This is a genomic window from Jiella soli, from assembly GCF_020615385.1.
Lineage (GTDB): Bacteria > Pseudomonadota > Alphaproteobacteria > Rhizobiales > Rhizobiaceae > VKMB-3413.
On record NZ_JAJAVB010000010.1, the window covers coordinates 86149 to 112872 of the forward strand.

Annotated in this window: 23 protein-coding genes and 1 other RNA gene; 10 read left to right on the forward strand and 14 right to left on the reverse strand. The window is 65.9% G+C overall.

Features of this window, described 5'->3' with window-relative positions:
* Positions 1 to 10: 10 nt before the first annotated feature.
* From LH400_RS06870 to LH400_RS06880, 3 genes are all read right to left on the reverse strand, one after another.
* Entirely contained in the window at positions 11 to 841 is an 831-nt protein-coding gene (locus tag LH400_RS06870) for a substrate-binding domain-containing protein (RefSeq protein WP_229151926.1), read from the reverse strand.
* Positions 825 to 2936, reverse strand: a complete 2112-nt coding sequence (locus LH400_RS06875) for a methanol/ethanol family PQQ-dependent dehydrogenase (RefSeq protein WP_255616862.1) — start codon at positions 2934 to 2936, stop codon at positions 825 to 827. The genes LH400_RS06870 and LH400_RS06875 overlap by 17 nt, the downstream gene beginning before the upstream one ends.
* A gap of 343 nt (positions 2937 to 3279) precedes the next feature.
* Positions 3280 to 3738: a YfjT/YkfB family phage-associated protein gene (locus LH400_RS06880; RefSeq protein ID WP_229151927.1), complete on the reverse strand. Its 459-nt coding sequence runs from the start codon at positions 3736 to 3738 to the stop codon at positions 3280 to 3282.
* A gap of 397 nt (positions 3739 to 4135) precedes the next feature.
* On the opposite strand from LH400_RS06880, the gene LH400_RS06885 reads away from it, so the two are divergent.
* On the forward strand, positions 4136 to 4852 hold the full coding sequence (locus LH400_RS06885; protein WP_229151928.1) for a cytochrome c oxidase assembly protein: 717 nt from the start codon (positions 4136 to 4138) through the stop codon (positions 4850 to 4852).
* Between the two features lie 18 nt (positions 4853 to 4870).
* Here the strand turns inward: LH400_RS06885 and LH400_RS06890 are convergent, their stop codons facing one another.
* Both LH400_RS06890 and galE read right to left on the reverse strand, forming a co-directional pair.
* Complete coding sequence (locus LH400_RS06890; protein ID WP_229151929.1) at positions 4871 to 5752, reverse strand: DUF1932 domain-containing protein; 882 nt, start codon at positions 5750 to 5752, stop codon at positions 4871 to 4873.
* A 148-nt stretch (positions 5753 to 5900) separates the two neighbouring features.
* The gene (gene galE, locus LH400_RS06895; protein WP_370638344.1) at positions 5901 to 6884 is read right to left on the reverse strand and encodes a UDP-glucose 4-epimerase GalE; all 984 of its coding nucleotides are present in this window, start codon (positions 6882 to 6884) and stop codon (positions 5901 to 5903) included.
* Between the two features lie 396 nt (positions 6885 to 7280).
* Between galE and LH400_RS06900 the strand changes: the two genes are divergently transcribed.
* The 5 genes from LH400_RS06900 (at position 7281) to LH400_RS06920 (ending at position 12650) form a co-directional block, all read left to right on the forward strand.
* Positions 7281 to 8645 (forward strand): ABC transporter substrate-binding protein, encoded by a 1365-nt coding sequence (locus LH400_RS06900; RefSeq protein WP_229151931.1) that lies wholly within the window; start codon positions 7281 to 7283, stop codon positions 8643 to 8645.
* A gap of 194 nt (positions 8646 to 8839) precedes the next feature.
* Positions 8840 to 9853: a branched-chain amino acid ABC transporter permease gene (locus LH400_RS06905; RefSeq protein ID WP_229151932.1), complete on the forward strand. Its 1014-nt coding sequence runs from the start codon at positions 8840 to 8842 to the stop codon at positions 9851 to 9853.
* Between the two features lies 1 nt (position 9854).
* Entirely contained in the window at positions 9855 to 11075 is a 1221-nt protein-coding gene (locus LH400_RS06910) for a branched-chain amino acid ABC transporter permease (protein ID WP_229151933.1), read from the forward strand.
* Positions 11076 to 11112: 37 nt separating this feature from the next.
* On the forward strand, positions 11113 to 11865 hold the full coding sequence (locus LH400_RS06915) for an ABC transporter ATP-binding protein (protein WP_229151934.1): 753 nt from the start codon (positions 11113 to 11115) through the stop codon (positions 11863 to 11865).
* Entirely contained in the window at positions 11862 to 12650 is a 789-nt protein-coding gene (locus LH400_RS06920) for an ABC transporter ATP-binding protein (protein WP_229151935.1), read from the forward strand. The genes LH400_RS06915 and LH400_RS06920 overlap by 4 nt, the downstream gene beginning before the upstream one ends.
* A gap of 556 nt (positions 12651 to 13206) precedes the next feature.
* Here LH400_RS06920 and LH400_RS06925 read toward each other — a convergent pair.
* Positions 13207 to 14562 (reverse strand): ChaN family lipoprotein, encoded by a 1356-nt coding sequence (locus LH400_RS06925; RefSeq protein ID WP_229151936.1) that lies wholly within the window; start codon positions 14560 to 14562, stop codon positions 13207 to 13209.
* 481 nt (positions 14563 to 15043) lie between these two features.
* On the reverse strand, positions 15044 to 16279 hold the full coding sequence (locus LH400_RS06930; RefSeq protein WP_229151937.1) for a lytic murein transglycosylase: 1236 nt from the start codon (positions 16277 to 16279) through the stop codon (positions 15044 to 15046).
* A gap of 260 nt (positions 16280 to 16539) precedes the next feature.
* On the opposite strand from LH400_RS06930, the gene LH400_RS06935 reads away from it, so the two are divergent.
* Positions 16540 to 17631: a GGDEF domain-containing protein gene (locus tag LH400_RS06935; RefSeq protein ID WP_229151938.1), complete on the forward strand. Its 1092-nt coding sequence runs from the start codon at positions 16540 to 16542 to the stop codon at positions 17629 to 17631.
* A 50-nt stretch (positions 17632 to 17681) separates the two neighbouring features.
* On the opposite strand, the gene LH400_RS06940 is transcribed toward LH400_RS06935, so the two are convergent.
* The 5 genes from LH400_RS06940 to ffs form a co-directional block, all read right to left on the reverse strand.
* Positions 17682 to 18314, reverse strand: a complete 633-nt coding sequence (locus LH400_RS06940; RefSeq protein WP_229151939.1) for a LysE family translocator — start codon at positions 18312 to 18314, stop codon at positions 17682 to 17684.
* 33 nt (positions 18315 to 18347) lie between these two features.
* A complete protein-coding gene (gene recR / locus LH400_RS06945) occupies positions 18348 to 18953 on the reverse strand; it encodes a recombination mediator RecR (protein WP_229151940.1) in 606 nt (201 codons plus the stop codon).
* A 326-nt stretch (positions 18954 to 19279) separates the two neighbouring features.
* Positions 19280 to 19603: a YbaB/EbfC family nucleoid-associated protein gene (locus LH400_RS06950; protein ID WP_229151941.1), complete on the reverse strand. Its 324-nt coding sequence runs from the start codon at positions 19601 to 19603 to the stop codon at positions 19280 to 19282.
* A 115-nt stretch (positions 19604 to 19718) separates the two neighbouring features.
* Positions 19719 to 21578: a DNA polymerase III subunit gamma/tau gene (locus LH400_RS06955; RefSeq protein ID WP_229151942.1), complete on the reverse strand. Its 1860-nt coding sequence runs from the start codon at positions 21576 to 21578 to the stop codon at positions 19719 to 19721.
* 223 nt (positions 21579 to 21801) lie between these two features.
* An RNA gene (gene ffs / locus LH400_RS06960) (signal recognition particle sRNA small type) lies at positions 21802 to 21899 on the reverse strand.
* Positions 21900 to 21966: 67 nt separating this feature from the next.
* Between ffs and LH400_RS06965 the strand changes: the two genes are divergently transcribed.
* The gene (locus LH400_RS06965) at positions 21967 to 22380 is read left to right on the forward strand and encodes an HIT domain-containing protein (RefSeq protein ID WP_229151943.1); all 414 of its coding nucleotides are present in this window, start codon (positions 21967 to 21969) and stop codon (positions 22378 to 22380) included.
* Between the two features lie 15 nt (positions 22381 to 22395).
* Complete coding sequence (gene nudC, locus LH400_RS06970) at positions 22396 to 23334, forward strand: NAD(+) diphosphatase (RefSeq protein ID WP_229151944.1); 939 nt, start codon at positions 22396 to 22398, stop codon at positions 23332 to 23334.
* A 206-nt stretch (positions 23335 to 23540) separates the two neighbouring features.
* On the opposite strand, the gene LH400_RS06975 is transcribed toward nudC, so the two are convergent.
* Together LH400_RS06975 and LH400_RS06980 are read right to left on the reverse strand one after the other, a co-directional pair.
* Positions 23541 to 24509 (reverse strand): prephenate dehydratase, encoded by a 969-nt coding sequence (locus tag LH400_RS06975; RefSeq protein ID WP_229151945.1) that lies wholly within the window; start codon positions 24507 to 24509, stop codon positions 23541 to 23543.
* 3 nt (positions 24510 to 24512) lie between these two features.
* Complete coding sequence (locus LH400_RS06980) at positions 24513 to 25241, reverse strand: 3-deoxy-manno-octulosonate cytidylyltransferase (RefSeq protein ID WP_229151946.1); 729 nt, start codon at positions 25239 to 25241, stop codon at positions 24513 to 24515.
* Positions 25242 to 25430: 189 nt separating this feature from the next.
* Between LH400_RS06980 and LH400_RS26300 the strand changes: the two genes are divergently transcribed.
* Entirely contained in the window at positions 25431 to 26615 is a 1185-nt protein-coding gene (locus LH400_RS26300; RefSeq protein ID WP_370638345.1) for a c-type cytochrome, read from the forward strand.
* Positions 26616 to 26724 lie beyond the last annotated feature (109 nt).

Below are 26724 nucleotides of genomic sequence, written 5' to 3' on the forward strand. Positions count from 1 at the left end.
GGGCCGGCGCTCAGACGCGTGGCACGCCATAGGAATCCAGGAGCGCATCGATTTCGTCCTGATGCCGGGCGATGACGTCGTTCAGCTTCAGTCGGAGAGCCTCGTCGCCTTTGCGCACGCCCATTCCGATCCGGTACTGGAAGACCAGAGGCATGAAGGCCTCCGTGCCGGTCACCGGCGTCACCGTCAGCGGCACCTCGGAGTGCTTCGCGTAGTAGCCGGCGAGCGGTCCCCAGACGATCGCGACGTCCAGCCTGCCGTTTGCGACGTCGTCGAGGATGCGCTCCGGCGGAGAACTCTGACTGTAGTCGCCGTAGATCATGTAGCCGACGACATTGTCGACGATGCCTTCGCGGCCGAGCACCTCGACCGGCGGCGTATTGGCGCCGTCGTCGCCGATCAGATGCACGCCGATCGTCAGGCTCTTCAACTGCGGAGACTGGATGGAGCTGAAATCGAGCCCCTCGCTCTTGCGGCTGACGATCACATAGGTCGAGCCGTAATAGCTGCGGGTCAGCCCCAGCATGTCGAGGGTCGGCACGCCCATCACGACATCGCAGCGTCCGGCCGTGAGCGTGTTGCGGATGAAGCCCCGCCGCTGCGCCCACCAAGTGTAGGAGACGGTCTTGCCGAGCGCCTTGGCGACGAGGTCGGCGAGCTTGTTCTCGAAGCCCTCGCCCTTCCGGTTCGAAAACGGCAAATTGTTGGGATCGGCGCAGACGCGGAGCGTATCCTCGCCCGCCGGTGCGGTGCCGGCCGGTGCTGCGGCTGCCGGCGCGGAAAACCCGGCCGCAGACAGAAGCAGAACCAGGCAGGCGATGGTCTTATTGGGCCGGAGCATCGCCTCTCTCCGTTTCAATTGCCGCCCCGTCACCGTTCGGGGCAAGCACGCCCGGCACGCTCCCGCCGGCTGCATTCGGACCGGCATCCTGCGCCGGCGGCGGATTCTGGATCGGACGGCCGAGATTTCCGGAAGCGCCGGACGATCGAGCGGCCGCACCCTGCCCGCCATTGCCGCTGTTCGGCAGGGCGAAGACGAGCAGCGTCGAGCCTCCCTTGGTGTAGGCCGGCAGATCCTGCGTGGCTCCGACGAAGCCGAGCGCGCCGTTGCGCACCCGCGGGTCGAGTTCGGCCGCGGCGACCGCCCCCGACCAGCCGCCGACGCCGGACAGGATCGCGACATATTCGCGTCCGTCCGCGCCCTTGTAGACGGACGGCTGGCCAATGAAGCCGGAGGGCGCGCGGAACTGCCAGAGCACCTCGCCGGTGGTCGCGTTCACGGCTTTGAACCAGCGGTCCATTGTGCCGTAGAAGGCGATGTTGCCGGCGGTGACCACCGTCCCGGACCAGACCGGGAAGTTCTCGTGGATCGCCCAGACCTTCTTCTTCTTGACGGGATCCCAGGCCATGAACTCGCCGCGATAACCGTCGCCAGGCGCGGCGTACATGTCGACCGTAGCGCCGAGATAGGGCGTGCCTGCGATATAGCCGACCTCGGAGGCCTTGAAGTTCATGCACAAGTGCTGGTGCGGCACGTAAAGGAGCTTGGTCTTCGGCGACCACGCCGTCGGCTGCCAGTCCTTCGCTCCCGGAGGCGCCGGGCAGATGTCCTTCACCGTCTTGCCGAGGTCCGGGTGGAGATCCTTGTTCGGAATGATCCGCCCGGTCTCCATGTCGACGCCCTTATAGGCGGTGACTGTATCGTAGGGCGTCGCCGAGATCAGCTTCCCGTTCGTCCGGTCGATCACATACATGTAGCCGGTGCGCCCCGGCCGGATCATCGCCTTGCGGGTCTTTCCGTCGATCTCGAGATCGACGAGGACCAGCTCGTTCACCCCGTCATGGTCCCACAGATCGTGCGGCGAGGTCTGGTAGGCCCATTTCGCCATGCCGGTGTCGGCGTCGCGGGCAAAGATGGTGGTCGTCCAGAGATTGTCGCCTTCGCGCTGGTTCGGGTTCCACGGGCCGGGATTGCCGGTGCCGTAATAGATGAGGTTCAGCTCGGGATCGTAGGAAATCCAGCCCCAGACATTGCCGCCACCGGTCTTCCAGCGGTCGGCGGGCCAGGTCTTCACGCCGAGATCCTTGCCCTTCATCCAATCGTAGGGCGGCTTGAAGTCCTCGCCGATCAGGACGTCCTTGTCGGGCCCGGTCGACCAGGCGCGCCAGGCGATCTCTCCGGTCGCCTCGTCGAGCGCGGTCAGCCAACCGCGCACGCCCATCTCGCCGCCGCTGCTGCCGACGAAGACCTTGCCCTTGGCGACGAGCGGCGCCATCGTCATGGTCATGCCGGTGTTGATGTCGCCGAGCTTGGTGTGCCAGATCTCCTTGCCGGTCTTGGCGTCCACGGCGACCGTGTGGTTGTCCAGCGTGTTGTAGAAGATCTTGCCGTTGTCATAGGCCGCGCCGCGGTTGACCACGTCGCAGCAGGCAACACCCTGCGCGGCCCGCGCCGTCGGTGGCGAATAGGCCCATTTCAGGTCGCCGGTGGTCGCGTTCAGCGCGAAGAGATTGTTCGGCCACGGCCCGACGATATACATCGTGTTGTCGACGACGAGCGGGATCGACTCCTGGCCACGATTGACGCCGTTCGAAAAGGTCCAGGCCAGTTGCAGCTGGCCGACATTGTCGGCGTTGATCTGATCGAGCTCGCTGTAGCGGGTGCTGGCATAGTTCTTCGCCGGCATCACCCATTGGTTCGGATCCTGGCTGAGGGTCTGAAGGTCCTGCCCGCTTCCCTCCTCTGCGCCTCCGCCGGCAACGTCGCCCGACTGGGCCAGGGCGCCGCCCGCGAAAAGCGTCAGCGAGAACGCTGCCGTGAGACTGAAGCGTCGGAGGCGGGAGCCGGCGCGGTAACACCGGCTGTGGCGGCGAGTCCCCGCTCCCGGTTCCAGCCCACTCGCGGAAAGGATCGCGAAGTGTTCGGACGATCTCATGACTGCCCCCGTCAGATGGTTCCACCCGGCCACCTTACCGCGGCCTCATGACTCACCTAGGCGAGTTTTCATCATCGGCCTCCTGCTGAACAGCAAGAATCGATCTAAAGAGCGTGGCCGCCGAAACATCCCCCTGTATCGCCCGTGCATCGCTTTCGGTCGTGCCAGGATCGGTGTCAATTTAATCTGACGACGTTTCGTCATGATCAATGCACAACTGAGACAACACTAAGGATTGAGCTGCATTCCGTGCGACCACGCGCGGCCGTTGCAGCTGTCGCCGATGCATCGGCTGCATTTCGTATGGATAATTCTCTCGGGGCGCAGCGCGGCGCCGGCTCGGTCAGCGCTGCAAATCGCTGGTGCAGTCGCCCAGGACACCCCCTCCACCACGGGCAGGCAGGCGGACCGTCGTCTGGCCACGCTTCAACTCGATCCATTGCAGATCGCGCTGGCGCAAGGCGTCCCAGAGCCGGAGGAACGCCTTCGAGCAGTCCGCGCAGTCGGTGACGCCCACCCCGAGCGCCCCATGCCGCAGGTCGTACTCCGCGCCGTCCGCGAAAACCTGCGTCTCGGTGTGCTGCTTGGAGTCGACGCCCTTCAGGACGACGTCGAACGTCGCGCCGCCCCCGTATTTCGAGTCGGTACAGGTGACCGCGAAATAGCTGTCGCCCCTTTCGAGGCGGTAGACGGTCCCGGTCGCCTTCTGCACCGCAGTCCAGTCCGCCGTTTCGCCTGCCGCCAGCGACGGGGCCGCGACGAGCGTCGAAAGCACCGACAGGACGATAGCGTCAAAGCGCATGGTACCCTCCCCTTACACCTCACCGGCCTGCCCTGGAAAAGGCTTGCAGCCCCGCGGCCGGGGTCGTGAGGAAGAACTGGCGTCCGGCCGCACTTGAACAACCGGCACTTCCTCGCCGCACGCCTCAATCCAGATTAAGAATCGATGGCCGCCTCACCGTCGGATGGCAAGGCAATGCGAGGCCGTGGCAACGGCGGCCGGTCTTTAACGCACCGGGCCTCGTACCGAAGGACGGCTGGGGCGCCAAGCGAAGCCACCAGACAATCTGCCCGAAGCCGAACCCGCCTTGCCGCAGGGCAGATCTCGCAGATCGCGAAGCTTGATCCGGCAACCTCGGGCCTCAGATAGTGCCACGTCCGGGGCCGACATCGGACAGCGTGCGGGGAAGCTGCGCAAGATGGTGGAGATCAGCGCGAGCGAGGACGGAGCGCGGCGGCGGTCGGCCAGGGCGATCGCCCTTCGCTATTGGCCGGCATTCATCGGTGTCGCAATCCTGGTCGGCCTGTGGAGCAGCCCGCTCGTGCCGCTCGCCCGGCGCGCTTTCTCCGCCCATATGATGCTTCATCTCGGCATCGTGACGATCGCCTCGCCGCTGATTGTCATCGGCGCCTTGCGCGTCCCGCTCGTGGAGCGCGTCATGCGGCCTAGCGTAGCGACCGCCCTCGCCGCCTCCCTCTTCGACCTCGTCATCGTCTGGGGCTGGCATGCACCGGTGCTGCACGAGGCCGCGGCGCGGCACACCGGCGTCTTCGTCTTTCAGCAGGCGAGCTTTCTCGCCGCCGGCGTACTCGTCTGGGGTCTTGGTCTTGCCGGCCGAAGTCGGCGCGATGCAGGACTTGGCGCCATGTCGCTGGCAATGACCTTCATGCATATGAGCATGCTCGGCGTCCTGCTTTCGATCGCGCCGCGGCTCATCTACGCGCCGGATGTCTGTCAGGGCGCCTTCGGCTTCACGCGCCTGTCGGATCAGCGCCTCGGCGGCGCCATGATGGCGGTCTGGGGTGGGCTTCCCTATCTCGGCGGCGCCCTTCTGCTCGTGACGCGGCTTCTTGCGGACGATGGCCCTCCCCGGACGACGGATGCGACCGCAAACCGGCGACGGCCGGAGGAGTGAGTGTTCGGGGCGCCGCCCCTATCGCTCGACCTTGAGGCCCGAGAGGATGCGGTCGGCCCGCTCAGCAAGCTCCGCGTCGTCCCCGCCGCAAAGTTCGAGCCGCCCCACATCCTCCTGCCAGGCGGCGGTCGCCTCGGACAGGCGGTTGGCAATGCCGAGCGCCCGCACGGTCTCTGCGACCTCGCGCATTTCTGCGGCGCGGCGCGTGCCATGCGCCATCATCCGCTCCAGATTGTAGCCGGAGCGTCCCCGCCAGTCCCAGCCGGGATCGCTCGCCTGGAGCGAGGACAGGACCGCGTCCTCGACGCCTGCCCTCCGTGCCGCCAACAGGCATTCGCAGGTCAGCGCCTCCAGGCCCTTGATCATCACCGAGCGCAGCATCTTGATCGTCGAGGCCTGGCCGATCTCCTCGCCAGCGATCGCCGGTGCCAGTCCGAGCGCCGACAGCCGCGCTTCGGCCTCGCCGGCGTCGGGGCCGGACAGGAGAAGCGGCGTCCGCTGCGCCTTGGTCTTGACGGGCGCCATGATCGCCATGTCGACATAGCGGCCGCCAGCGGCCTCGATCGCCTCGGCTGCGAGGCGCTTCGATCCCGGCGCACAGGAGTTCCCATCGACATAGAGCGCGCCGCTTTCGAGAGCCGAAGCCGTCGCGCGTGCTGCAGCCACCGCCTGATCCGCCGTGACCAGGCTGATCACAAGCTCTGCCCCCGCCACCGCGTCGGCGATCCGTTCACATCCCCTGACGGCGAACTGCGCGAACTTCTCCGTCATGGCCGTGCGCGTGGCGGCCGCGTCCGTCTTGATATCGAACACCGACACCGTTTTGGGGTCAATGTCCCAGCCGCTCAGGAAGGTCGTCGCGGCCTCCCCGAAACCGATCATCGCCAATGTCGATGCCATATCCCGTCTCCGTCTTCGTTCGTCTCACCCGCGGGAGATTGCCGCTGACCGTGATGGCGGCGCTGTGCCCGCTCTGAGTTTCCCGGTCAGGCTGGTTGCCGCCGAATCGGCGGGACACATGCAACGCCCCGACCGAGGCGGCCTCGGTCTATCCCGCAGGAAAATTCGACCGCGAATGCCAGTTCCACGCGGTCTCGATGATCGAGGCGAGATCGTGCCGCGGCGACCACCCGAGCACCGCCCGCGCCTTGGCATTGTCGGCGACGAGTGCGGGGGAATCGCCCGGGCGCCGGTCGGCATAGGTGAGCGGAAAGCGCCGCCCGGTCACCGTCTGGATCGTCGCCAGGAGCTCCTTCACCGTCGTCCCGGTGCCGGTTCCCAGATTGAGGGCCTCGCTCGCGCCGCCGGCGATCAGATATTGGACCGCGCGGCTATGCGCGTCGGCAAGATCCATGACGTGGACAAAGTCCCGCACGCAGGTGCCATCGCGGGTGTCGTAATCGGTCCCGAACACTGTGAACCCCTCGCGCCGGCCGAGCGCGGCATCGATCGCCAGCGGGATCGCATGTGTCTCGGGATCGTGCCATTCGCCGATCCGCCCCTCGGGATCGGCGCCGGCGGCGTTGAAATAGCGCAGGATGACGGAGCGGACGCCGCGATAGGTGCCGAGGTCTCGCAGGATCTCCTCGACCATAAGCTTCGATCGGCCATAGGGATTGATCGGCGCCTGGCCGTGCGTTTCGGCCATCGGGATGGCTTCCGGCGCACCGTAGGTCGCGCAGGTCGAGGAGAAGACGATCTTGTCGACGCCGCATTCGGTGGCCGCCGCAAGCAGCGCGATCGTGCCGGCGACATTGTTGCGATAGAAGCCGAGCGGATCCTTCACCGACTCGCCGACCTCGATGAGGGCGGCGAAATGGACGATCGCCGCGGGCCGGTATTGCGCGATGACGGCCCTCAGCCGATCCTGGTCCTCGAGCTGCCCGACCTCCAGCGGTCCCCACCGGACGAACTCCGAATGGCCGTTCGACAGATTGTCGTAGACGACCGGGGTGAAGCCCTTGGCCGAGAGATCGAGACAGGTGTGGGAGCCGATATAGCCGGCACCGCCGACGACGAGGATGTTGTCCATCCGTGTTGCTTTCGATTTCGCGGCACTTTCGCGGACGAAGAGGCCGGTAGTCATGGCGAAGGATCCGCCGGCGCGGACCAGCGCCTTTTATAGGACGCGCGGGCGATTCGGCCCATCCCGAAGCCGCTCGCGGCCGTGACATACCCCGGTAAGTCACGGCGCGCGCGAGCTCGAGCCGAAAGAGATGCCGCCCGCAGAGGCAGTTCCGCCTGCCCGGACAGCAACGGCATTCGAAATGCTGCGGTGCAGAAAGTCTAGGTACAACCCAGTTTTGATTCGAAAGTATTATAGCCGAAGACGAAGCGCTCGTAGACCATGCAGGCCGCATGCTGCCGGAAAGCGATGGAGGAATCGTCTCTCCGGCACGCTGGGATCGTACATCTGGGAGGATCGAGTATGTCCATCGACACCACGGGCTGGTCCCGTCGTCGTCTTCTGAAGACAGGTGCGGCCGTCGGCGCCGGCCTCGCCCTGCCCTATTCCTTCGTTCGCGGAGCGTGGGCACAGGACAAGGCGTTCTGCAACAATCCGACGGGCGACACCGTCACGCTCGGCTTCAACGTACCGCAGTCCGGTCCCTATGCCGATGAGGGCGCCGACGAGCTGCGGGCTTTCCAGCTCGCCGTCAAGCATCTCAACGGCGAAGGCGACGGCGGCCTCGTTCCGCTGTTGAAGCCGTCAAGCCTCAAGGGCAACGGCATTCTCGGCAAGAAGGTCGCCTTCGTCACCGGCGACACCCAGACCAAGTCCGATGCCGCGAGAGCCTCGGCCAAGCGCATGATCGAGGCCGACAAGGTGATCATGATCTCCGGCGGCTCGTCCTCCGGTGTCGCGGTCGCGGTCCAGTCGCTCTGCCAGGACGCGGGCGTCGTGTTCATGGCCGGACTTACCCATTCCAACGACACCACCGGCAAGGACAAGCGGCGCTACGGCTTCCGCCATTTCTTCAACGCCTACCAGTCCGGCGTCGCCCTCGGCCCCGTCCTCGCCGAGGAATACGGCAAGGACCGCAAGGCCTATCACCTCACCGCCGACTACACCTGGGGCTGGACCCAGGAAGAGTCGATGAAGAACGCCACCGAGGAACAGGGCTGGGAGACGGTGCAGGCCGTGCGCACGCCGCTCGGCGCCGGCGACTTCTCGCAGTACATCACGCCGGTCCTGAACTCCGGCGCCGACGTCCTGATCCTGAACCACTACGGCGGCGACATGGTCAATTCGCTGCGCCAGGCCGTGACGCAGTTCGACCTGCGCAACAAGCAGGCCAATGGCAAGCAGTTCCAGATCGTCGTGCCGCTGATCTCCGAGCTGATGGCCGAAGGCGCCGGCGACGCGATCAAGGGCATTCTCGGCACCGCCAACTGGGACTGGAAGCTCGACAACGAAGCGTCCAAGACGCTGACCAAGTCGTTCGGCGAGGCCTATGGCCGCCCGCCCTCGCAGGCCGCGCAGACCTGCTACGCGCAGACGCTGCTCTACGCCAACGCTGCCGAGACCGCCGGCACCTTCTATCCGCCGGAACTGATCAAGGCGCTCGAGGGCTACGAGTTCGACGGCCTTGGCAACGGGCCGACGCTCTACCGAGCAGACGACCACCAGTGCTTCAAGGACGTGCTCGTCGTGCGGGGCAAGGAAAGCCCGACCAACCAGTTCGACCTTCTGGAAGTGGTCAAGATCGTGCCGCGCGATACCGTCACCTACGATCCCTCGATCTTCGGCGGCGAACTCGGCCCCTACGACGTCAAGGGCTGCGCGGCCTGATTTCCGCCCGTTCGAACCGGGTCCGGGCGGACGGCAGCAATGCCGCCCGCCCGATGCCGTGAGACAGGCCCCATGCGGCTCGCCGGACGGTGCCGACAGGTCGGCCACGGCGATCCGATTGTGAACCGAACATTGTAGGCGACGCGCCCCATTTGGCTGGCGCGCCCGACGCGGCAGAAAGTCACGACACGTCCATGGACGCCATCATCCTCCAGATTCTCAACGGCCTCGACAAGGGCGGCGCCTATGCGCTCATCGCCCTCGGGCTGACGCTGATCTTCGGCACGCTCGGCGTGGTGAACTTCGCCCATGGCGCTCTGTTCATGCTCGGCGCCTTCTGCGCGGTCACCTTCGAGCGGCTCCTGACGCTGTCGGAGCGGGTGCGCGACGAGAGCGTGACCTTCTTCGAGGCCTATAAGGAGGTGCCCTATCTGACGATCTGGTACGGCGATGCCGGCCAGACGATCGTTGACTGGGCAGTGCCGCTGTCGATCCTGCTCGCTGTCCCCGTCATGCTGCTCATCGGCTTCGCCATGGAGCGCGGGCTCATCCGCTTCTTCTACAAGCGCAGCCATGCCGAGCAGATCCTGGTGACCTTCGGCCTCGCGATCGTCCTGCAGGAGATCGTGAAGTATTTCTTCGGCGCCAACCCGATCCCGCTCACCGCGCCTCCGGCGCTTGCGGGCAGCGCCGATATCGGCCAGTGGTTCGGGGTTGCCAACATCTCCTATCCGATGTGGCGGATCGTCTACTTTCTGTTCTCGCTCGCCGTCATCGCTGCGGTGTTCGGCTTCCTTCAGCTGACCACTTTCGGAATGGTCGTTCGCGCCGGCATGGCGGACCGTGAAACGGTCGGGCTGCTCGGCATCAATATCGGCCGGAAGTTCACCATCGTCTTCGCGATCGCGGCCATGGTCGCCGGTCTCGCTGGCGTGATGTACACGCCCGTCCTCGCGCCGAACTACCATCTCGGCATGGATTTCCTCGTCCTGTCGTTCGTCGTGGTCGTGGTCGGCGGCATGGGATCCCTCGCGGGCGCCGTCGTCTCCGGTTTCCTCCTCGGGATTCTGCAGTCCTTCGCCTCGATGACCGAGGTTAAGGCGATCCTGCCCGGCATCGACCAGATCATCATCTATCTCGTTGCCGTCGTCGTGCTCCTCGTCCGCCCGCGCGGCCTGATGGGACGCCGCGGCGTCATGGAGGCCTGAGATGAGCCACGCCATTTCCCGCGAAACCGACCTTCCCGGCGAGAAGGGCTCGCGCGGCAGCCTCAAGGGCGGTCTCGGCGACTACGGCTATACCGCGATCTTCGCCCTCGCGATCCTGTCGATGCCGCTATGGCTCGCGCCGATCGGTGCCGGCTACCCCGACATCCTGCAGAAATTCGCGATCTACGGGATCTTCGCGATCGGCTTCAACATCCTCTTCGGCTTCTCCGGCTATCTCTCCTTCGGCCATGCCGCCTTCCTCGGCGCCGGCTCCTATGCCGCCGTCTGGATGTTCAAGCTCCTGTCGATGAACGCGATCTTCGCGATCCTCTTCGCGATGCTGATCGCTGCGCTCTTCGCGGTGGTCATCGGCTTCGTCAGCCTCAGGCGGTCCGGGATCTATTTTTCGATCCTGACGCTGGCTTTCGCGCAGATGAGCTACAACCTCGCCTATTCGGTGCTGACGCCGATTACCAACGGCGAGACGGGGCTGCAGATATCGAGGGCCGATCCGCGCGTCATCGACCGGGCATTCGGAGACGCCGGTGCGGCGCTTCCCGTGCCCAACTTCTTCGGCGTCGACCTGCAGGGCTGGCCCGGATTCTACTTCTGCGCCATCCTTCTGATCCTCGCCTTCTTCCTGGCGCTGCGGATCAAGAATTCGACCTTCGGCATGATGCTGCTCGCCATCAAGTCGAACCAGAACCGCATGGCCTATACGGGCTTTTCGACCCGCCCCTATCTGCTCGCGGCTTTCGTCATCTCCGGCATGTATGCCGGTCTCGCCGGGGGTCTCCTCGCGGTGACCGATCCTTTGGCCGGCGCCGACCGGATGCAGTGGACGGCGTCCGGCGAAGTCGTGCTGATGACCATTCTCGGCGGCGTCGGCACCCTGCTCGGACCGGTGCTGGGCGCTGCGGCCATGAAATATCTCGAGCAGATCTTCTCGTCCTTCAACGAGCACTTTCTCCACGGCTTCTTCTCCTTCCTGCCGAAGGGGATGGAGGACTTCATGGTGACGATCACCAGCCCGTTCGTCGGAGAGGGCTGGCAGCTCACCCTCGGGCTCCTGTTCATGCTCGTCGTGATCTTCCTGCCCGGCGGCATCATGGAAGGGTTCCGTCGCATCGGCGGCATCGGCGGCATCGGCCGCCGGCAGAAGCTCGCCGGGGAGAAGGACATGCCCGACATGCCGCATCCGGCACGTAAAGCGGCGAAATAGGCCGGCTTCCAAGGCGACCACAAGGAACGCGTCACCCATGATTCTTTCGATCAGCGGCGTCGGCAAGCGCTTCGGCGGCCTCAAGGCGCTCGACAACGTCAATCTCAACGTCAAAAAAGGCAGCGTCCACGCCATCATCGGGCCGAACGGCGCGGGAAAGTCGACGCTGCTCAACTGCCTCGTCGGGCGCATCGTGCCGGACCAGGGAACCGTCGGCTTCGACGGCTACTCGCTGCTCGGCCGCCAGCCGCACGAGATCAACCAGGCCGGCATCGCCCGCGTCTTCCAGACGCCGGAGATCTTCGGCGAGTTGACCGTGATGCAGAACGTCATGATCCCGGCCTTCGCGCGAAAGGACGGCGCGTTCCGGATCAACGTCTGGAAACGGGCGACGGACCGCAAGGCGGTTCGCGAAGAGGCCGAGCACATCCTCGAGGACCTCAATCTGTCCGACAAGCGCGACCAGGTGGTCAATTCCATGTCACGCGGCGACAAGCGGCGCCTGGAACTGGCCATGTGCCTCGTCCAGCACCCCAAGCTCCTGCTTCTCGACGAGCCGACCGCCGGCATGTCGCGCGCCGACACCAACAACACGGTCGAGCTCCTGAAGAAGATTGCCGAGCGGGGCATCACCAAGGTGATCATCGAGCACGACATGCATGTGGTCTTTTCGCTTGCCGATACGGTCAGCGTGATGGCTCAGGGAACGGTAATTGCCGAAGGGCCGCCCGAGGCGATCAAGAGCGACCCGAAAGTTCAGGAAGCCTATCTCGGCGGAGCCCATCTATGAGCGAGACGATCGAGAACCGCGGCACGAGGGCCTCGCATCCGGCAACGGCCGCGCCAGCCGCCGCGACGGCAACCGGCGCAGCGCCCTTCTTCGCGGCGCGCGACCTCCACGCATATTACGGCGAGAGCTATATCGTGCAGGGGGTCTCCTTCGAGGTGCGCGAGGGCGAGATCCTGGCCCTGCTCGGCCGCAACGGCGCCGGCAAGACCTCGACGCTGCGCACCATCGCCCGCACCGGCTCGCCGGAGCTGAAGCGCGGCGAGATCTGGCTCGACGGCGACCCGCTGCACAAGATGCAGTCCTTCCAGGCCGCGCGCGCCGGCGTGCAGCTGGTGCCGGAAGACCGGCGCATCATTCCCGGCCTGACCGTCGAGGAGAACCTCAAGCTCGCCCGGATCGAGCCGCCCGCCGGCTGGGACCTCGAGCGTATCTACTCGCATTTCCCGCGTCTTGCCGAGCGTCGCAACCAGGAAGGCGTCACCATGTCGGGCGGCGAGCAGCAGATGCTGGCCGTGGCCCGCGCTCTTGCACGCGAGGTGAAGCTCCTCCTCCTCGACGAACCCTATGAAGGGCTCGCGCCGGTGATCGTCCAGGAGATCGAACGGATCCTGGAGGAGATCAAGTCGATCGGCATCACCACCATCCTGGTCGAGCAGAACGCTATCGCCGCGCTTCACCTCGCCGACAGGGCGATCATCCTGGAGATGGGCGAGGTCGTCTTCGACGGCACCGCCAAGGAGATCATCGACAACAAGGAACTCAGAATGCAGTATCTGGCGCTCTGACCCGCTCGCGATATTGCCCCCCGCTGCCTGAGCCATTTCCGGGCCGATGGGTCCGCCAACCGCTCGCGCCGGACCGGCGGCGGGATCCACCGGAATCTCGGCACGCCGTAATTCCTTGGCTGTCTCGACGGGATTGGCAGTCGAATGGCGAGCCTTGGACGGGTCGCGAGAGATCATCTTCCGCGGCGGGCCTTGCGCACAAAAAAGGGCGGCGCATTATCAGCCCGAGCGCCGCGCCCCCCTTACGGCTGCGCCTCTTTCGGCCCGAACGGTTCCGCCTGCGTGTCCCAAAAATGGTGGCCGCTCAATGCGTCGTCATCCGGCCTTCAGCCGAAAACCATTCTGGGTGCCGGCACGGCCGGGACGTCCTTCCCGCGAAACGTCGGGACTCGGCGTTCGAGGGATTATCTCGAGAAGGCGCGATCGAGCGCGGTGTCTCAGGCCGCAGAGCCAAGAGCGGAAGCGTTGGCAGCTCGCACACGATCGCCAAGCCGCCCTGCCGGAAGCCCCGGCTCGCCGTTCGGCGCGCGAAAAGGCGTCGCCCTCTCGTCGCCGGTTATTCCGGCCGGGGCAGTGTTTTCGCGCGCAACGCGGCGCAGTCGTCGGTCAGATCGGCGCGCGGGGTGAAGATCGTGAAATCGTAGGGCGCGGGCGTCGACGTGCTGAGACCGTAGTCGTCCGGAGAGCCCTCTCCGTCGGCGACTTCCACCATCTGGACGGAGACGGACTTCGAACCCGGCTGACGGTCATGGAGGATGCTCGGCACACCACGGTCGTTGCGGACATGGCCGGCCCCGGCGATCAGCACGGCCCGCCCGGTCTTTCCCGCCGCACCGATCATGGCTTCGGCGAGTGCCCCGTCGCGGGCGCGCTGCGCATCGACCATCGGCGAAACGGCGGCATCCGGCAGAAGGCCGCAATGCGATGCCCGGATCTCCTCGGCCATATCCTGCCGCTGAGCCTCCGGCAGCGGATTCGTCAGGCCGAGACGCTGCTGCTCATCGGCCGGCAGCGCAGAGATGCCCCGGCGCGCGACGGCTCCCACGGTCTCGCCGTCGAGGTCGCCGCCGAAGATCGGGAGGCCGTCGCTGAGCGCCGCATCGAAAATCGGTTTGTAGGTCGAGAAATCAGGCCAGCCGCGCTCGTTCCAGGCGAGCTTCTCGCCCAGGGAATCCATATCGGTCCCAGGCTTGCCGAAGTCCGAGAGACGGTCGGAGAAGTGCTGGGGGATCATTTCGAAGACCAGCGACATGTCGCCCACCTTCGCAGCAAGATCTCCGACGATGTCCGCCTGGATCCGGTGGTGGTCTGGATTGTCGTGTATTTCGCCAAGCAGGAGGTAGCGCGCGTCGGTGGCCGCTCCAAGCAGCGAAGAGGAATCGGTCTGCGTTCCGTCGGCGCGGAACACGCCGCCCACCAGCGGGTTGTCTGCGAAGAACTGCGATTCCCAGACGGGCGTCTCGGCATCGAAAATGCGCGTCGCCAAAGGCTTTGGATTGTCCTCGGACGTGTCGCCGACCGCGATCTTCGCCGCCTTGTCGCCCGCCTCGGCGACGGTCTTCAGGAAAGCGGCGGCGCCTTGCCCGACCGAAGTCCGCGTCGTCAGGGACGTCGCGGTGTCGACGGCCTTGGCGGCCCGTTCGACCGCGTCTTCCAAGCCATCATCCGCCAAGACTTTGGCATCCGCGAAGGGCTTTACGGTCGCGATCCTGACGTCGGCAAAATCGTCGCCGTCGCCGCGATAAGGCATCGCGACGCGATCGGAATTTTCCGGTGGCACGAAATCTCGCACGTCGTCGGCAGTGTTGAGCGGAAGCCGCGACATGACCAGATCGGCATTGTCGGCGACGGCATAGCCGAGTCCGGCAAGGACAGTGATGGCCGTCGGCAGGATCCAGTCAGCGCGTTTCAATCTGCATTTCCCCGATGCACGCGACGCGGGCCTGACCCCGTGACATCGCCCCCTCGCTTCGCTTGATAAGCCATCTCGCGACGATGTGGCGAAACTATTGCAGATCGGACACTATCGGCGGGACCGGGTTAAAAATTCCGCAACGACGTCCCGATTTTCGGCATGTCAGGGCTGTGAAGGACGTTACCGGCTTATCGCCGATTTCGGGGATGGACGGGCGATCCGGATCTGTTCGTATCCGGATCGCCCGCGTCGCCTCCCCGGCAACTCCCGCCGCGTAACCTGCGAATCTCTTCGCGGTTCTCCTCGGGTATCCACGGCTTCTGGATAGCGTGCGAACCCGTGATGGCATAGTGAGCAGACACACTTGTCCAACGCTTTTGGAAAAGCTCGTTAAGGAAGTGCTAAATCGCGATGCGCCTGTGGGGTGGCTCGTCGGGATACTGTTCCGTCCAATGGCGCACGAGAAAATGGCGCGCGACTACAGCCGGTCGCCGAGCGCTCTACTGGGCCAGCAGGTCTCGGGCAGCCCCAGCTTCTTCTCCATGGCGCCGATCGCCCGGCGCGTCTTGAAGCCGGCCAGCCCGTCGACCCCGCCGACGTCATAGCCTCTGGCCTCGAGCTTTCCCTGCAGACGCGCGACGTCGCCGCGCGTAATCCTGTCGGTCTTCTTCCATCCCGTCACCAGCGGCCCCGCGCCGGCGATCCGATCCGCCACATGGCCGACGAACAGCGCGTAGAGGTCGGAATTGTTGTATTCCTTGATGGTGTAGAAATTCTCCGTGGCAATGAACGCCGGGCCGAAGCGGCCGGCCGGCATCAGGAGATGCGCGCGCTTCTTCAGTTCGGACGCCGGAAAATCACGGCCGGCAACCCGGCTGACTCCCTTGGCAACATAGTCCGCGACCGTCGCGCCGCGATCGGGCCCCTCGCCCGCGCAGGAGACGGCGGCGGGAACGATCGCCTCGAACCCCCAGTCGCGCCCCGCCTGCCAGCCTGCCTGGCGCAGATAGTTGGCGATCGACGCGAGCGTATCGGGAACCGAGTTCCAGATGTCCCTGCGGCCGTCGCCATCCGCATCGACCGCATATTTGAGGAATTTCGTCGGCATGAACTGCGGCTGGCCGAGCGCGCCGGCCCAGGAGGACTTCAGTTCTTTCGCCTTCAGATGACCGTCGGCGACGATTTGCAGCGCGGCGAGCAGCTCGTCCCGGAACATGTCCTTGCGCCGCGACAGATACGCCTTTGTGGCCAGCACACGGAAGGCGTTGAGCGGGATCTTCGCCGTTCCGAAGGCCGATTCGCGTCCCCAGATCGCGACGATAATCGGAGCGGGTACGCCATATGTTCGGCTGATCCGATCGAGGAGCGGGCCGTAGCGTGCGATCAGCTTGCGCCCGGTAGCTGCGTTCGCCGCGACGGCGCGCTCGGACAGATAGTCTGCGCCGTTCTTGAACTCGGCCTGGAAGTTGTCCTCCGCGACCGCGCTCTTCTCGCCCGGTAGGACGAGGTCGGGCAGGGACAGATCCGGGGCAAGACCACCCAGCGCCGAATCGAAGACCGGCCGCGAGACCCCTCTCGCCTTGGCGGCAGGCCAGATGTCGGTCTCCAGAAACCGGTGGAACCCTTTGGTCACGGCGTCGGCGCGAGCGGATGAGCCCAGCCACGGAGCGGAAGTCGCCATAATGGCGAGGAGTGCGAGCAAGCGAATGATCATGACCTCAGGCTAACCACTGGCGCGTCGTATCGCTACGGGGTCCGGAGAAATCGCGTGCCGTCGAACGGGATCCTTGGGACGAGCCTGCTCTCCTCGAACACGCTCGATCAGTTGGCACGCTGACTCTCTAGACCTGCGGGTAACCCTGGCGGACGATAGTCGTCGATCGGGCGATCCTGACCGAATTCGTTTCCGGCTTGTCAACGGCCTGCGATGCATGCTGCGCGCCGCCACCGCCTACTCTTGTCCGGAACAGATCAGTGAATCCGAGCGTCGTCACGACGAGCGTGCTTTTGAGCCTCGGCATCATCACGCTCGCTTCCCTTCCCTACGAAATCCTCCTGCGGCGCTGCCCGTCGGAGCGCTATCGCAAGCTTGCCGCAGGCATCATCCTCACGTGCTGTGCCGTCGCTTCCATGGCCATACCCGTCCAGGCAGCGCCTGGCGTGATGTTCGACCTCAGGCACGTCTTCCTGATCCTGGCGGCGTCGCATGGCGGTCTCTTCGCAGCGCTTCTGATGGCCGCGGCCACCGGCCTCTACCGGCTCTATCTCGGCGGCGCGGGCGTGGAGGCCGGCCTTCTCGGCATCGCGATCTCCGCCACTCTCGGCTACGTGCTCGCCCGCGTGTTCAGTGGGGAAAAGACGAGTTTTGGGGTCCTCCTGGTGTTCGGCGTCGCCGCATCCCTCTCGACGTCGAGCCTCCTGGTCCTGCCGTTCGAGACGGTGGGCGCCCTCGTTCAGAGCGGCGGCGTCCTGCTGTTTGCCGCCAACCTCGTCGGCGTCGTCATGACCGGCCATGTGCTGAACCGCCAGCAGATCCTTCTGGCTCGCGAGCAGGCCCTCACCGAGGACGCGACGGTGGATGCGCTGACCGGGCTGGTCAACCGCCGCGCTTTCGACCGACTGGCGCCCGACCTGATCCGAGCCTCCCTCGCCAAGAACATGCCCTGCGCGCTGATGCTGATCGATGCCGATCATTTCAAGCGGATCAACGACACGTTCGGCCATGCCGCGGGCGATCTCGTGCTGCGCTCTATTGCCGAAACGCTCTCGAACGTCGCCCGCGAGCGCCGTCTCGTCGCCCGTTTCGGCGGCGAGGAATTCGCCATCGTCCTGCCCGAGACGAGCGCGACCGACGCGGAGGCGTTCGCCGACGAAGTCCGGCGGGCCGTCGCGAGCGTCCGGCACGACGTCCGCGGCCTGCCGCTGCGGGTGACGGTCAGCGTGGGCGTCCACACGGTCACCTCCCCCTCCGAGACCATCATGTCGGCTTTCCAGAAGGCGGACGCCGCGCTCTATCGGGCGAAGGCCGGCGGGCGGAACCAGGTGCAGTTCGCGCGCGCTGCCTGATCTTCCGCCTCGGACCACGCCGTGCCGGACACCGGCAAGGCAGAGGAGGCTCAGGCCCGGCGCATGAGAGTCCAGACGGCGGTACCAGCGAGGATCGCGGCCGCCGTCCGGTTCAGCGACTTCATCACGGCGGAATTGCGGATCGCGCCGCGCGCGCCGGCGGCCAGCGCTGCATATGGCGTCAGGACGACGAACAAAACCGGCGCGGTCACCAGGGCGAGGAGCAGAAAGTCCGGCATCCGGATCGCTCCGAGATCGAGGATCGACGGCAGGAGGGCCAGATAGAAGAAGATCGTCTTCGGATTGGAGAGCGTGACCAGGAGACCCGCGGAAAAGCTCGACCCGAGGCTCTTCGACGACAGCGCCTCGACATTCCCGGTGTCGGTGTCGGCAGTCCACATCTTGATCGCAAGGTAGGCGAGATAGATCGCCGCGCCGGTGCGGATCAGGACGAACAGATCGCCGAAGGCATGGGCGATGAGCGCAAGGCCGAAACAGGCGGCCGTCAGATAGACGATGTCGCCGAGAACCACACCTGAAATCAGCAAGAGGCCGTGCCTGAAGCCGGAGCCGAGCGCCCTCCCGACAAGGGCCATGACACCGGGGCCGGGAATGGCCGCGGCAATGGCGAGTGCGAGTGCATAGGCGGAGAGGCTGGCGGACGTCACGGGCTTGGTCCTCATCGGGTCCTTCGAGCGCCTGATCCCTCTACAGCGTTACAGCGCCGTGCGCGAGCGCATCGCTGCTGCGAGCGTGCCCTCGTCGAGATAGTCGAGTTCGCCCCCGACCGGAACGCCGTGGGCGAGCCGCGTCACCTTCACGTCGAGGCCGTCGAGCTGGTCCATGATGTAGTGCGCCGTCGTCTGCCCCTCGACCGTGGCATTGACCGCGAGCACGAGTTCCCGGACCCCCCCGCGATGGATGCGGTCGATCAGTTGGCGGATGGTCAGATCTTCCGGGCCGATCCCTTCCAGCGGTGACAGGACGCCGCCGAGGACGTGATAGGCGGCGTTCAGTGCCTTCGCACGCTCCAGCGCCCACAGGTCGGAGACGTCCTCGACCACGACGACCGTCGACTGGTCGCGTGCCGGATCGCAGCAGATCGTGCAGGGATCGCGCGAATCAATATTGCCGCACACCGAGCAGATCGCGACCTTTTCCAGCGCCTCGCCCATCGCCGCCGTGAGCGGCGCCAGGAGCTGCTCGCGCCGCTTCACGAGATGAAGCGCGGCGCGCCGTGCGGAACGGGGACCAAGGCCCGGCAACTTGGCGAGCAACTGGATCAGCCGCTCGATCTCCGGACCGGCGATGGATTTGGCCATGTCAGTGTCTATCGAAATTGCGAGGGAGGCGTCCCGCCGGGAGGACGATTATCATGAGAAGGGTCGGGGGAGCCCCCCCTGTGCCTGCCGGCATCTCCCCCACAAGGGGGGGAGATCATCTCGTCCTGACGTTCGCGGCCTCGGTCGCGCGCCGAAACCTGCACACCGGTCGGGATAGACGTGCCACCCGCCAAAGCTGCCGATCTCCCCCCTTGTGGGGGAGATGCCCGGCAGGGCAGAGGGGGTGCCTTGGCTCGGCGGTTGTCACTCGGCAGTTCAGCGTCTCGATCGATCCGAACCGTCGGATCGGCCGCTCTGCGCCCTTCTCAGAACGGGAACTTCATCCCCGCCGGCAGATTCAGCCCGGCGGTTAGCTCCTGCGTCTTTTCCTGGATGGCGAGCTGCAGCCTGGCATGGGCGTCGTTGTGGGCGGCGACGACCAGATCCTCGAGAATGTCCTTCTCGTCCTCCTTCATCAGCGAGGCATCGACGTTCATGCCGCGCATCTCGCCCTTGCCGGACAGCGTGACCTTGACGAGGCCGCCGCCGGACTGTCCGGACACCTCGATCTCGGCGATGTCGTCCTGCAGGCCGGCCATCTTCTCCTGCATCGCCTTGGCCTGCTTCATCATGTTCATCAGGTCTTTCATCGCGCCGATCTCCTCGATTCGCGTCAAACTCGTTCGTCGTCATGCGACAGATGGTGCGCCCTGCGGGTTCCTCCCAGGGTGCTGCCGGCCGTGGGCCGAGCGAGGGCACCCGCCGTCAGTCCTCCTCGTCGAGGATTTCGGAAGGGTCCTGCATCAGATCCTCGTCGCCGCCACCGGCCGCAAGCTCGGCATCGGCCAGCGCCTTCTCCGCCTCGCCGCGCAGTCGGACATGGGTGATCTTCGCTCCGGGAAAGGCGGCGAGCACGGCCGCCACCTCCGGATCGTTCGCCGCATCGGAGACGAGAGCGTCGCGCTTGGCGGCATCCTCCTCGTCGAGTGTCGGTGCGCCGCCGCCATTGGCGACCGAGACGACCCATCGCCGGCCAGTCCAGTCGTGCAGCCGGCGGGCAAGATCGCCGACCAGCGAGCGCGGTGCTTCGTCCGTCAGGGCGACTTCGATGCGGCCGGGCACCAGCTTCACCAGCCGGACATAGCGGCGGATCGAGACGCGCATCAGGGAATCGCGCTTCTCCTCGGCAAGCTTCGCAATGTCCGCCAGCGAGCGGATCGCGACCTCTTCGGCGACCGCCGGCTGCGGCTGGGCGACGGCTGTGGGCCGCGCCTCGCCGCGCGCGTTCGTCCCGGCGATCGCTTGCGGCCTGCGGGCCCCGCCGTCCGCGGATCTCTGCGCCACCCCGCCCTGTTCCGCGCCCACCACCCCCATCTCGCCGGACGGTGCGCCATCCGCCATGGCGGCCGCGCCGCGGCCGGATGGCCTCGGCAGAGCGCCCTCACCCTCGGCGCGGATCACCCGCAACAATTCGTCGGGCGACGGCAGGTCGGCGGCATGAGCGATCCGGATCAACGCCATCTCCGCCGCCTGACGTGGTGTCGCGGTTTCCCGGATCTCCTCCAGCGCCTTCAGAAGCATCTGCCAGACCTGGCCGAGCGTCCTGATCGACAGAGTCTTGGAAAAGGCAAGGCCGCGCTCAGCCTCCATCGGCGATAGCGATGCGTCCTCGGCCGCTTCAGGAACGTAGCGCAGCGTGGTGACGAGATGGGTGAAGTCAGCGAGTTCGCCGAGAACGATCGCCGGGTCGGCGCCCGAGGCGTACTGGTCGCGCAGTTCGACGAGGGCGCCCTTGCCGTCGCCCTTCATCACCATTTCGAACAGGTCAATGATGCGGACCCGGTCGGCCAGGCCGAGCATGTCGCGCACCGCCTCGGACGTGATGGCGCCGGCACCGTGTGCGATCGCCTGGTCGGTCAGCGACAGCGCATCGCGCGCCGACCCTTCCGCCGCGCGCGCGATCAGGCGCAGCGCGTCGTCCTCGATCGTCACCTTCTCGCGCTCGGCGATCGCCTTCAGATGCGCCATCAGCTTGGCCGAATCGATCCGCCGAAGGTCGAACCGCTGACAGCGCGACAGGACCGTGATCGGCACCTTGCGGATCTCGGTCGTCGCGAAGACGAATTTCACATGCTCCGGTGGCTCCTCAAGCGTCTTCAACAGGCCGTTGAAGGCCTGGTTCGACAGCATGTGGACTTCGTCGATGATGTAGACCTTGTAGCGCGCCGAGACCGGCCGGTAGCGGACCTGCGCGATGATCTCGCGGATATCGTCGATGCCGGTATGGGAGGCCGCGTCCATCTCGACGACGTCGACATGCCGGCCCTCCATGATCGCCTGGCAGTGGACGCCGGGGCCGCCCATGTGGATCGTCGGCTGGTGGATCTCGTCGGTCTCGTAGTTCAGGGCACGGGCGAGAATGCGGGCCGTGGTCGTCTTGCCGACGCCCCTCACGCCGGTCAGCATCCAGGCCTGTGCGATCCGCCCGCTCTCGAAGGCGTTGGTGAGCGTGCGAACCATCGGCTCCTGGCCAATGAGATCGTCGAAGGAGCGCGGCCGGTACTTGCGTGCGAGGACCCTGTAGGCGGCGCCGGGCGCATCGCCGGCCGAATCGTCGAGGCTCACGCGGCCGGCCGGCCGGCTGCCGGCTCCCTGCGCTGTCCGTTCGGGCGGTCTGACATGATCGAGGCTCACCGGATCGCGTTGGAGATCGTGACGGTTCTGCGGCCTTCGGCGCGAAGACGCAAGCCGGCGGAACGGTTCGCACCGCCGCAGCGGACGGCGGTCCACCGGAGGCGGCCCGGCCCATCGTCCGGCCGCGACCAACATACACGAAAAACTGATGAGGGTGGGAGGCTGGCACGGTGACCCGTGCCGGTGCTCGTTGGGGCTGCTTCCTTCCGGACCTGACCCGATTGGCGAGTGGCTCGTCCACCACCAACCTCCCAAGACTGCATATCGTCGATCCCCGTTCTAAATGCAACCCGGCCACTGCCCTTTTGGAGACTAGACGATGCGAGCCTTCCGACTCGACCGCCGCCTTGCTGAGGACACCGTAGGGGTCGGCCAGTTGGGTCTCTGCGATCTCCGGCTGATGAACGACAGTCGCTGGCCATGGCTGATCCTGGTGCCGAAGCGCGCGGGCATCATCGAGCTGCACGATCTCACGCCGCTCGACCAGACCATGCTGACATTCGAGACCGGGCTCGTGGCGAAAGCTCTGAAGTCGCTGGTGAACGCCGACAAGATCAATGTCGGGTCGCTCGGCAACATGGTTCCCATGCTCCACCTGCATGTGATAGCGCGGCGCAGCGGCGACCCGAACTGGCCCGGGCCGGTCTGGGGATTCGGTGCGGCCGAACCCTATGCGCCGGAAGAGCTTCAGCGGATGACGGCGGAGATTCGCCAGGCCGTGATGCCCGGTTGAAGGACAATTCGGCGAATGTCACTCTCACAGGATGAAATTAGCGCGCGCACCGGCTTTGCCGGCAACCGCCTCTGGCGCGACGGCGAGCAGCGGACGGAGGAGAGCCTCGCATCCGCCCTCGCCCACGACGCGGCCATCGTCTACCTGACCGCCGAAGGAAAATGGTTGTGCGCGATCGTCGACGGCACGCCCATGCCCGGCTTCACGCCACGCCAGGCGGAGACGTTCGGCGCCAGCCTGGGCGACAGCGTGCTTCTGGGCTTCGAGCCGGATGGCAGGCCAGCCCTCGCCGCCGAGTTCGGTGGCCTGCCGGATCCCGATTCGCCGCTTAGGCTGATCGAGCTGCGCTCGGTCGCCATGCAGGGTGCTCTCGGCGCCGATGTCGAAGGCCGGCTCGGACAGGCCGCGCATCTGTTGAACTGGCACCGCAAGAACCGCTTCTGCGGCCAGTGCGGCGGCCCTACGGTTTCCGAGGCCGCCGGGTACCGGCGGCGCTGCACGCGCTGCGGCGAGGTCGTCTTTCCGCGCACCGATCCGGTCACGATCATGCTCGTCCACGACGGCAACGGGGCGTGCGTCCTCGGGCGGCAGCCGCGATTCCCCGAAAAGTTCTGGTCGTGTCTCGCCGGCTTCGTGGAGGCGGGAGAGACGGTGGAAGACGCCGTGCGCCGCGAGACGAAGGAGGAGTCGGGCCTCGACGTCGGCTCCGTCACCTATCTCGCTTCGCAGCCCTGGCCGTTCCCCGGCTCCCTGATGATCGGTTGCATCGGACTGGCCACGAACCGCGACATTTCCTTCGACGGCGAGGAGTTGGAAGCCTGCCGCTGGTTCGACCGGGACGAGGTCCGCACGATGCTGGACGGCACGCACGCGGAAGGTCTCACCGCGCCGAGCCGCTTTGCCATCGCCCATCACCTCATCAAGGCGTTCGCGGAGGGCGACCTCGTTCCGTGATCGCGGTCGGCGGATGAAGCCGCGCGGCGCGAACTCCATTCCGGCAGCCTGCCGTGGCGGCACCTCGGCCCCGAGTGGGCGACAGGGGACGGGCAAATCTCCGTACGGCGCCTGTCGACTCTCGACGCCCTGATCTGTTGTTGTTTCCCGATTCGGAAATCGCGCTGCCGACGAGGCTCGCCTTTCCCTGTGAGAACCGTGGCCGGCTATTCCCCCGGCAGCAGCAGCTGGTGGCGGTTCTCCGCCGCCGGATAGACGCCAAGATTGCGATATTCGGCGGAGAAGAAGCGCAATTCCTCCAGCGCCCGGCCCAGCGCTGGATCGTGCGGATGGCCCTCGACATCGGCATAGAACAGCGTCGCGGAGAAGCTGCCGCCGAGCTGATAGCTCTCCAGCTTGGTCATGTTGATTGCGTTGGTGGCGAAGCCGCCGAGAGCCTTGTAGAGCGCCGCGGGAATGTTCTTCACCCGGAAGACGAAGGTCGTCACCACATTGCGGCTGATATAGGCGCGGCCGGTCTCGTTGAGGCTTGCGGCGCGCGGGGTCCACAGGCTCAGCCGCTGCTCGTCGGGATCGTTTAGCGGCTGCATGTCCGGATTGGCGAGGATGACGAAGCGGGTGACGTTGTTCGCCGCGTCCTCGACGTCTTCTTCCAGGATATCGAGACCGTAGCGCTGCGCGGCGAGCAGCGGCGCCAGCGCCCCTTTGCTGCGGTCGCCGCTCTCGGAAACTTCTCGGGCCGCCCCGGCGGTATCGCCCGCGACGACCGGCTTCCAGCCATTGGCCCGGATGTATTTGCGGCACTGCCCGAGCGCATGGATATGGCTGTGGACGCTGCGGATCTCGCTCCGCGAGACGCCCTTCAGCGCCATCAGCTGAAAATGGATCGGCATGAAGTATTCGCCGACGATCTGCAGGCCGGAATCCGGCATCAGGAGATGGATGTCGGCGACCCTGCCGGCGAGCGTGTTCTCGATCGGGATCATCGCCCGCTCGACGCGCCGCGTGCGCCCGTCATGCTCGACGCTTCCGGCCTTCAGTGCGGCGAAGGCATCGTCGAAGGACGGACACGGCAGCGGCTCATAGGTATCGCCGAATTCCGAGGCGCAGGCCATGTCGGAATTTGCACCGGGCTCGCCCTGGAAGGCGATCATCGGTCGGTCGTCATGCGGCATTCGTCAAACTCCGTACATCTGTCGGGCGCGTTCGAGATCTCCTGGCGCGTCCACCCCCAACGGCACCGCATCGACGATCTCCGCGTCGATCCGCATGCCGTCTTCCAGAGTGCGCAGCTGTTCGAGCTTTTCTCGGCGTTCGAGCACCGAGGGGGAAAGCGAGACGAAACGCTCCAGACTCGGGCGGCGATAGGCGTAGAGCCCGACATGGTGGTAGTGCGGCCCCTCGCCCCAGGGTGCGGTCGCCCGCGTGAAGTAGAGTGCCCGCATCCGCGTCGGCCCGATCGGGGATCCGACCAGCTTGACGACATTCGGGTTGGTGCGCTCGGCATCCTCGGTGATCTCGACCGCCAGGGTCGCGACGTCGCAGCGCGGATCCTCGAACGGCGCGAGAACCTGCCGGATCGCTTCCGGTTCGATCGTCGGCAGGTCCCCTTGCACGTTGACAATGGTCTCGGCGGACTTGTCCGGATCGACGAGCGTGAGCGCTTCGAAGATGCGGTCGGACCCCGATTGGTGCTCGCTCGATGTCATCACCGCCTCGAAGCCGGCCTCGGTCACGGCATCGCGAATCGCCTCGGCGTCGGTCGCCACCACCACGCGGCCGATCTGCGCAGACTGTGCCCTCTCGGCCACACGAACCACCATCGGCTTGCCGGCGATGTCGGCAAGCGCCTTGCTCGGCAGGCGCGTGGAGCCGAGACGGGCGGGGATGAGCACGAGGATGGCCATGTGTCCTACCTGAACCGGGGGCGACGGCGAAACGCCGACGCGCCTGCGTTACATCGCCTCAACAGACTTTGGAACGGCTCTTACAGGTGTTGCCTTGAAACAGCAAAAGACCTAGGTTCCGCGCGATTTTAGCCTGGGGGTTGGCGTCGTGACGGCGCCGGTATCGCGAGAGGGGGGTCGATCCCGCACATGAATTCGTTCGAGGCCAACAAGATCTTCGGTGCCGTGCTCGGGACGGTCTTCGTCCTGTTCGGCGGCAGCCTGCTTGCAGAGGGGCTGTTCCATTCGGAAGCCCCGGAAAAGCCGGGCTTCGAAATCGCCGCCGCCGAAGAAGGCTCGCAGGAAGGCGGCGCCGAGGCCAGCGCCACTCAGGAAGATCCCCCGGTCGCCGCGCTTCTGCAGACGGCCGACGTCGATGCCGGCGCTTCGCAGTTCAAGAAGTGCCAAGCGTGCCATAGCGGCGAGAAAGGCGGACCCAACAAGGTCGGACCGCATCTGTGGGACATCGTCGACCGTCCGATCGCTTCGGTCTCCGACTTCAACTATTCGGCTGCCATGAAGGATTTCTCCGAGGGCGGATCGAAGAACTGGACGTATGACCACCTTTACCACTTCATCAAGAATCCCAAGGGCTATATTCCCGGCACGGCGATGGGTTTTGCCGGCCTGAAGGACCCGGAAGCCCGCGCCAACGTCATCGCCTATCTGAGGTCGCTCAGCGACAATCCGGCGCCGCTGCCGCCGGCACCGGCCGAGGGTGAGGCGTCCGCCGACGAGACGGCCTCCGGCGAAGCCGCGCCGACGGTGACGCAGCCCGGCACGACGACCCAGCCGGGCGAAGGCACCGACAAGTCGCAGGTCCAGACGCCCGCGACCACCGATACCCAGGCGGCAGCCGCGCGGCCCAATGCCGAGGCCACCCCGACGATGGGCGATCAGGAGCAGCCGAATCCGCCGGCTGCGGAGCAACCGCAGGGCGAGAGCCCGGCCGCCGCTCCGCAGGAGACCGGCGCGGCGGAGCAGACCGCGCTGGCCGGCGACCCGGAGGCGGGCAAGTCGGTCTTCCGCAAGTGCCAGGCCTGCCACGCAGTCGGCGAAGGCGCCAAGAACAAGATCGGGCCGGAGCTGAACGGCATCGTCGGCGAGAAGATCGCAGCCGTCGACGGCTACAGCTTCTCCTCGGCTCTCAAAGACTACGCATCCTCGCATCCGGCCTGGACGGTGGACGAACTCCATCAGTGGCTGGCCGGTCCGCAGAAGCTGGTGCCCGGCACCAAAATGTCCTTCCCGGGCCTCAGCAAGCCGGAAGACATCGACAACGTGATCGCCTATCTCGCGACGTTCGGCGAGAACGGCACCCAGAAGAGCCAGTGACGTTCGCCTCTCTTCGAGCGCACTGATCGAAAAAGCCCCGGCCCCGCCGGGGCTCAGACTGCTGACAAACCCCGTCATTTTGGCGGGGTTTTGTTTTGGTTGCCGTGAA

Excerpts from the sequence above, each read along its gene's own strand:
- recR (WP_229151940.1), bottom strand. The coding sequence starts at position 18,953 with ATGGCCAAATCCATCGCCGGTCCGGAGATCGAGCGGCTGATCCAGTTG.
- LH400_RS26300 (WP_370638345.1), top strand. The coding sequence starts at position 25,431 with ATGAATTCGTTCGAGGCCAACAAGATCTTCGGTGCCGTGCTCGGGACG.
- LH400_RS06940 (WP_229151939.1), bottom strand. The coding sequence starts at position 18,314 with ATGAGGACCAAGCCCGTGACGTCCGCCAGCCTCTCCGCCTATGCACTC.
- LH400_RS06875 (WP_255616862.1), bottom strand. The coding sequence starts at position 2,936 with ATGAGATCGTCCGAACACTTCGCGATCCTTTCCGCGAGTGGGCTGGAA.
- LH400_RS06975 (WP_229151945.1), bottom strand. The coding sequence starts at position 24,509 with ATGCCGCATGACGACCGACCGATGATCGCCTTCCAGGGCGAGCCCGGT.
- LH400_RS06950 (WP_229151941.1), bottom strand. The coding sequence starts at position 19,603 with ATGAAAGACCTGATGAACATGATGAAGCAGGCCAAGGCGATGCAGGAG.
- LH400_RS06870 (WP_229151926.1), bottom strand. The coding sequence starts at position 841 with ATGCTCCGGCCCAATAAGACCATCGCCTGCCTGGTTCTGCTTCTGTCT.
- galE (WP_370638344.1), bottom strand. The coding sequence starts at position 6,884 with ATGGACAACATCCTCGTCGTCGGCGGTGCCGGCTATATCGGCTCCCAC.
- LH400_RS06900 (WP_229151931.1), top strand. The coding sequence starts at position 7,281 with ATGTCCATCGACACCACGGGCTGGTCCCGTCGTCGTCTTCTGAAGACA.
- LH400_RS06915 (WP_229151934.1), top strand. The coding sequence starts at position 11,113 with ATGATTCTTTCGATCAGCGGCGTCGGCAAGCGCTTCGGCGGCCTCAAG.
- LH400_RS06910 (WP_229151933.1), top strand. The coding sequence starts at position 9,855 with ATGAGCCACGCCATTTCCCGCGAAACCGACCTTCCCGGCGAGAAGGGC.
- LH400_RS06890 (WP_229151929.1), bottom strand. The coding sequence starts at position 5,752 with ATGGCATCGACATTGGCGATGATCGGTTTCGGGGAGGCCGCGACGACC.
- LH400_RS06980 (WP_229151946.1), bottom strand. The coding sequence starts at position 25,241 with ATGGCCATCCTCGTGCTCATCCCCGCCCGTCTCGGCTCCACGCGCCTG.
- LH400_RS06930 (WP_229151937.1), bottom strand. The coding sequence starts at position 16,279 with ATGATCATTCGCTTGCTCGCACTCCTCGCCATTATGGCGACTTCCGCT.
- LH400_RS06905 (WP_229151932.1), top strand. The coding sequence starts at position 8,840 with ATGGACGCCATCATCCTCCAGATTCTCAACGGCCTCGACAAGGGCGGC.
- LH400_RS06880 (WP_229151927.1), bottom strand. The coding sequence starts at position 3,738 with ATGCGCTTTGACGCTATCGTCCTGTCGGTGCTTTCGACGCTCGTCGCG.
- nudC (WP_229151944.1), top strand. The coding sequence starts at position 22,396 with ATGTCACTCTCACAGGATGAAATTAGCGCGCGCACCGGCTTTGCCGGC.
- LH400_RS06965 (WP_229151943.1), top strand. The coding sequence starts at position 21,967 with ATGCGAGCCTTCCGACTCGACCGCCGCCTTGCTGAGGACACCGTAGGG.
- LH400_RS06920 (WP_229151935.1), top strand. The coding sequence starts at position 11,862 with ATGAGCGAGACGATCGAGAACCGCGGCACGAGGGCCTCGCATCCGGCA.
- LH400_RS06885 (WP_229151928.1), top strand. The coding sequence starts at position 4,136 with ATGGTGGAGATCAGCGCGAGCGAGGACGGAGCGCGGCGGCGGTCGGCC.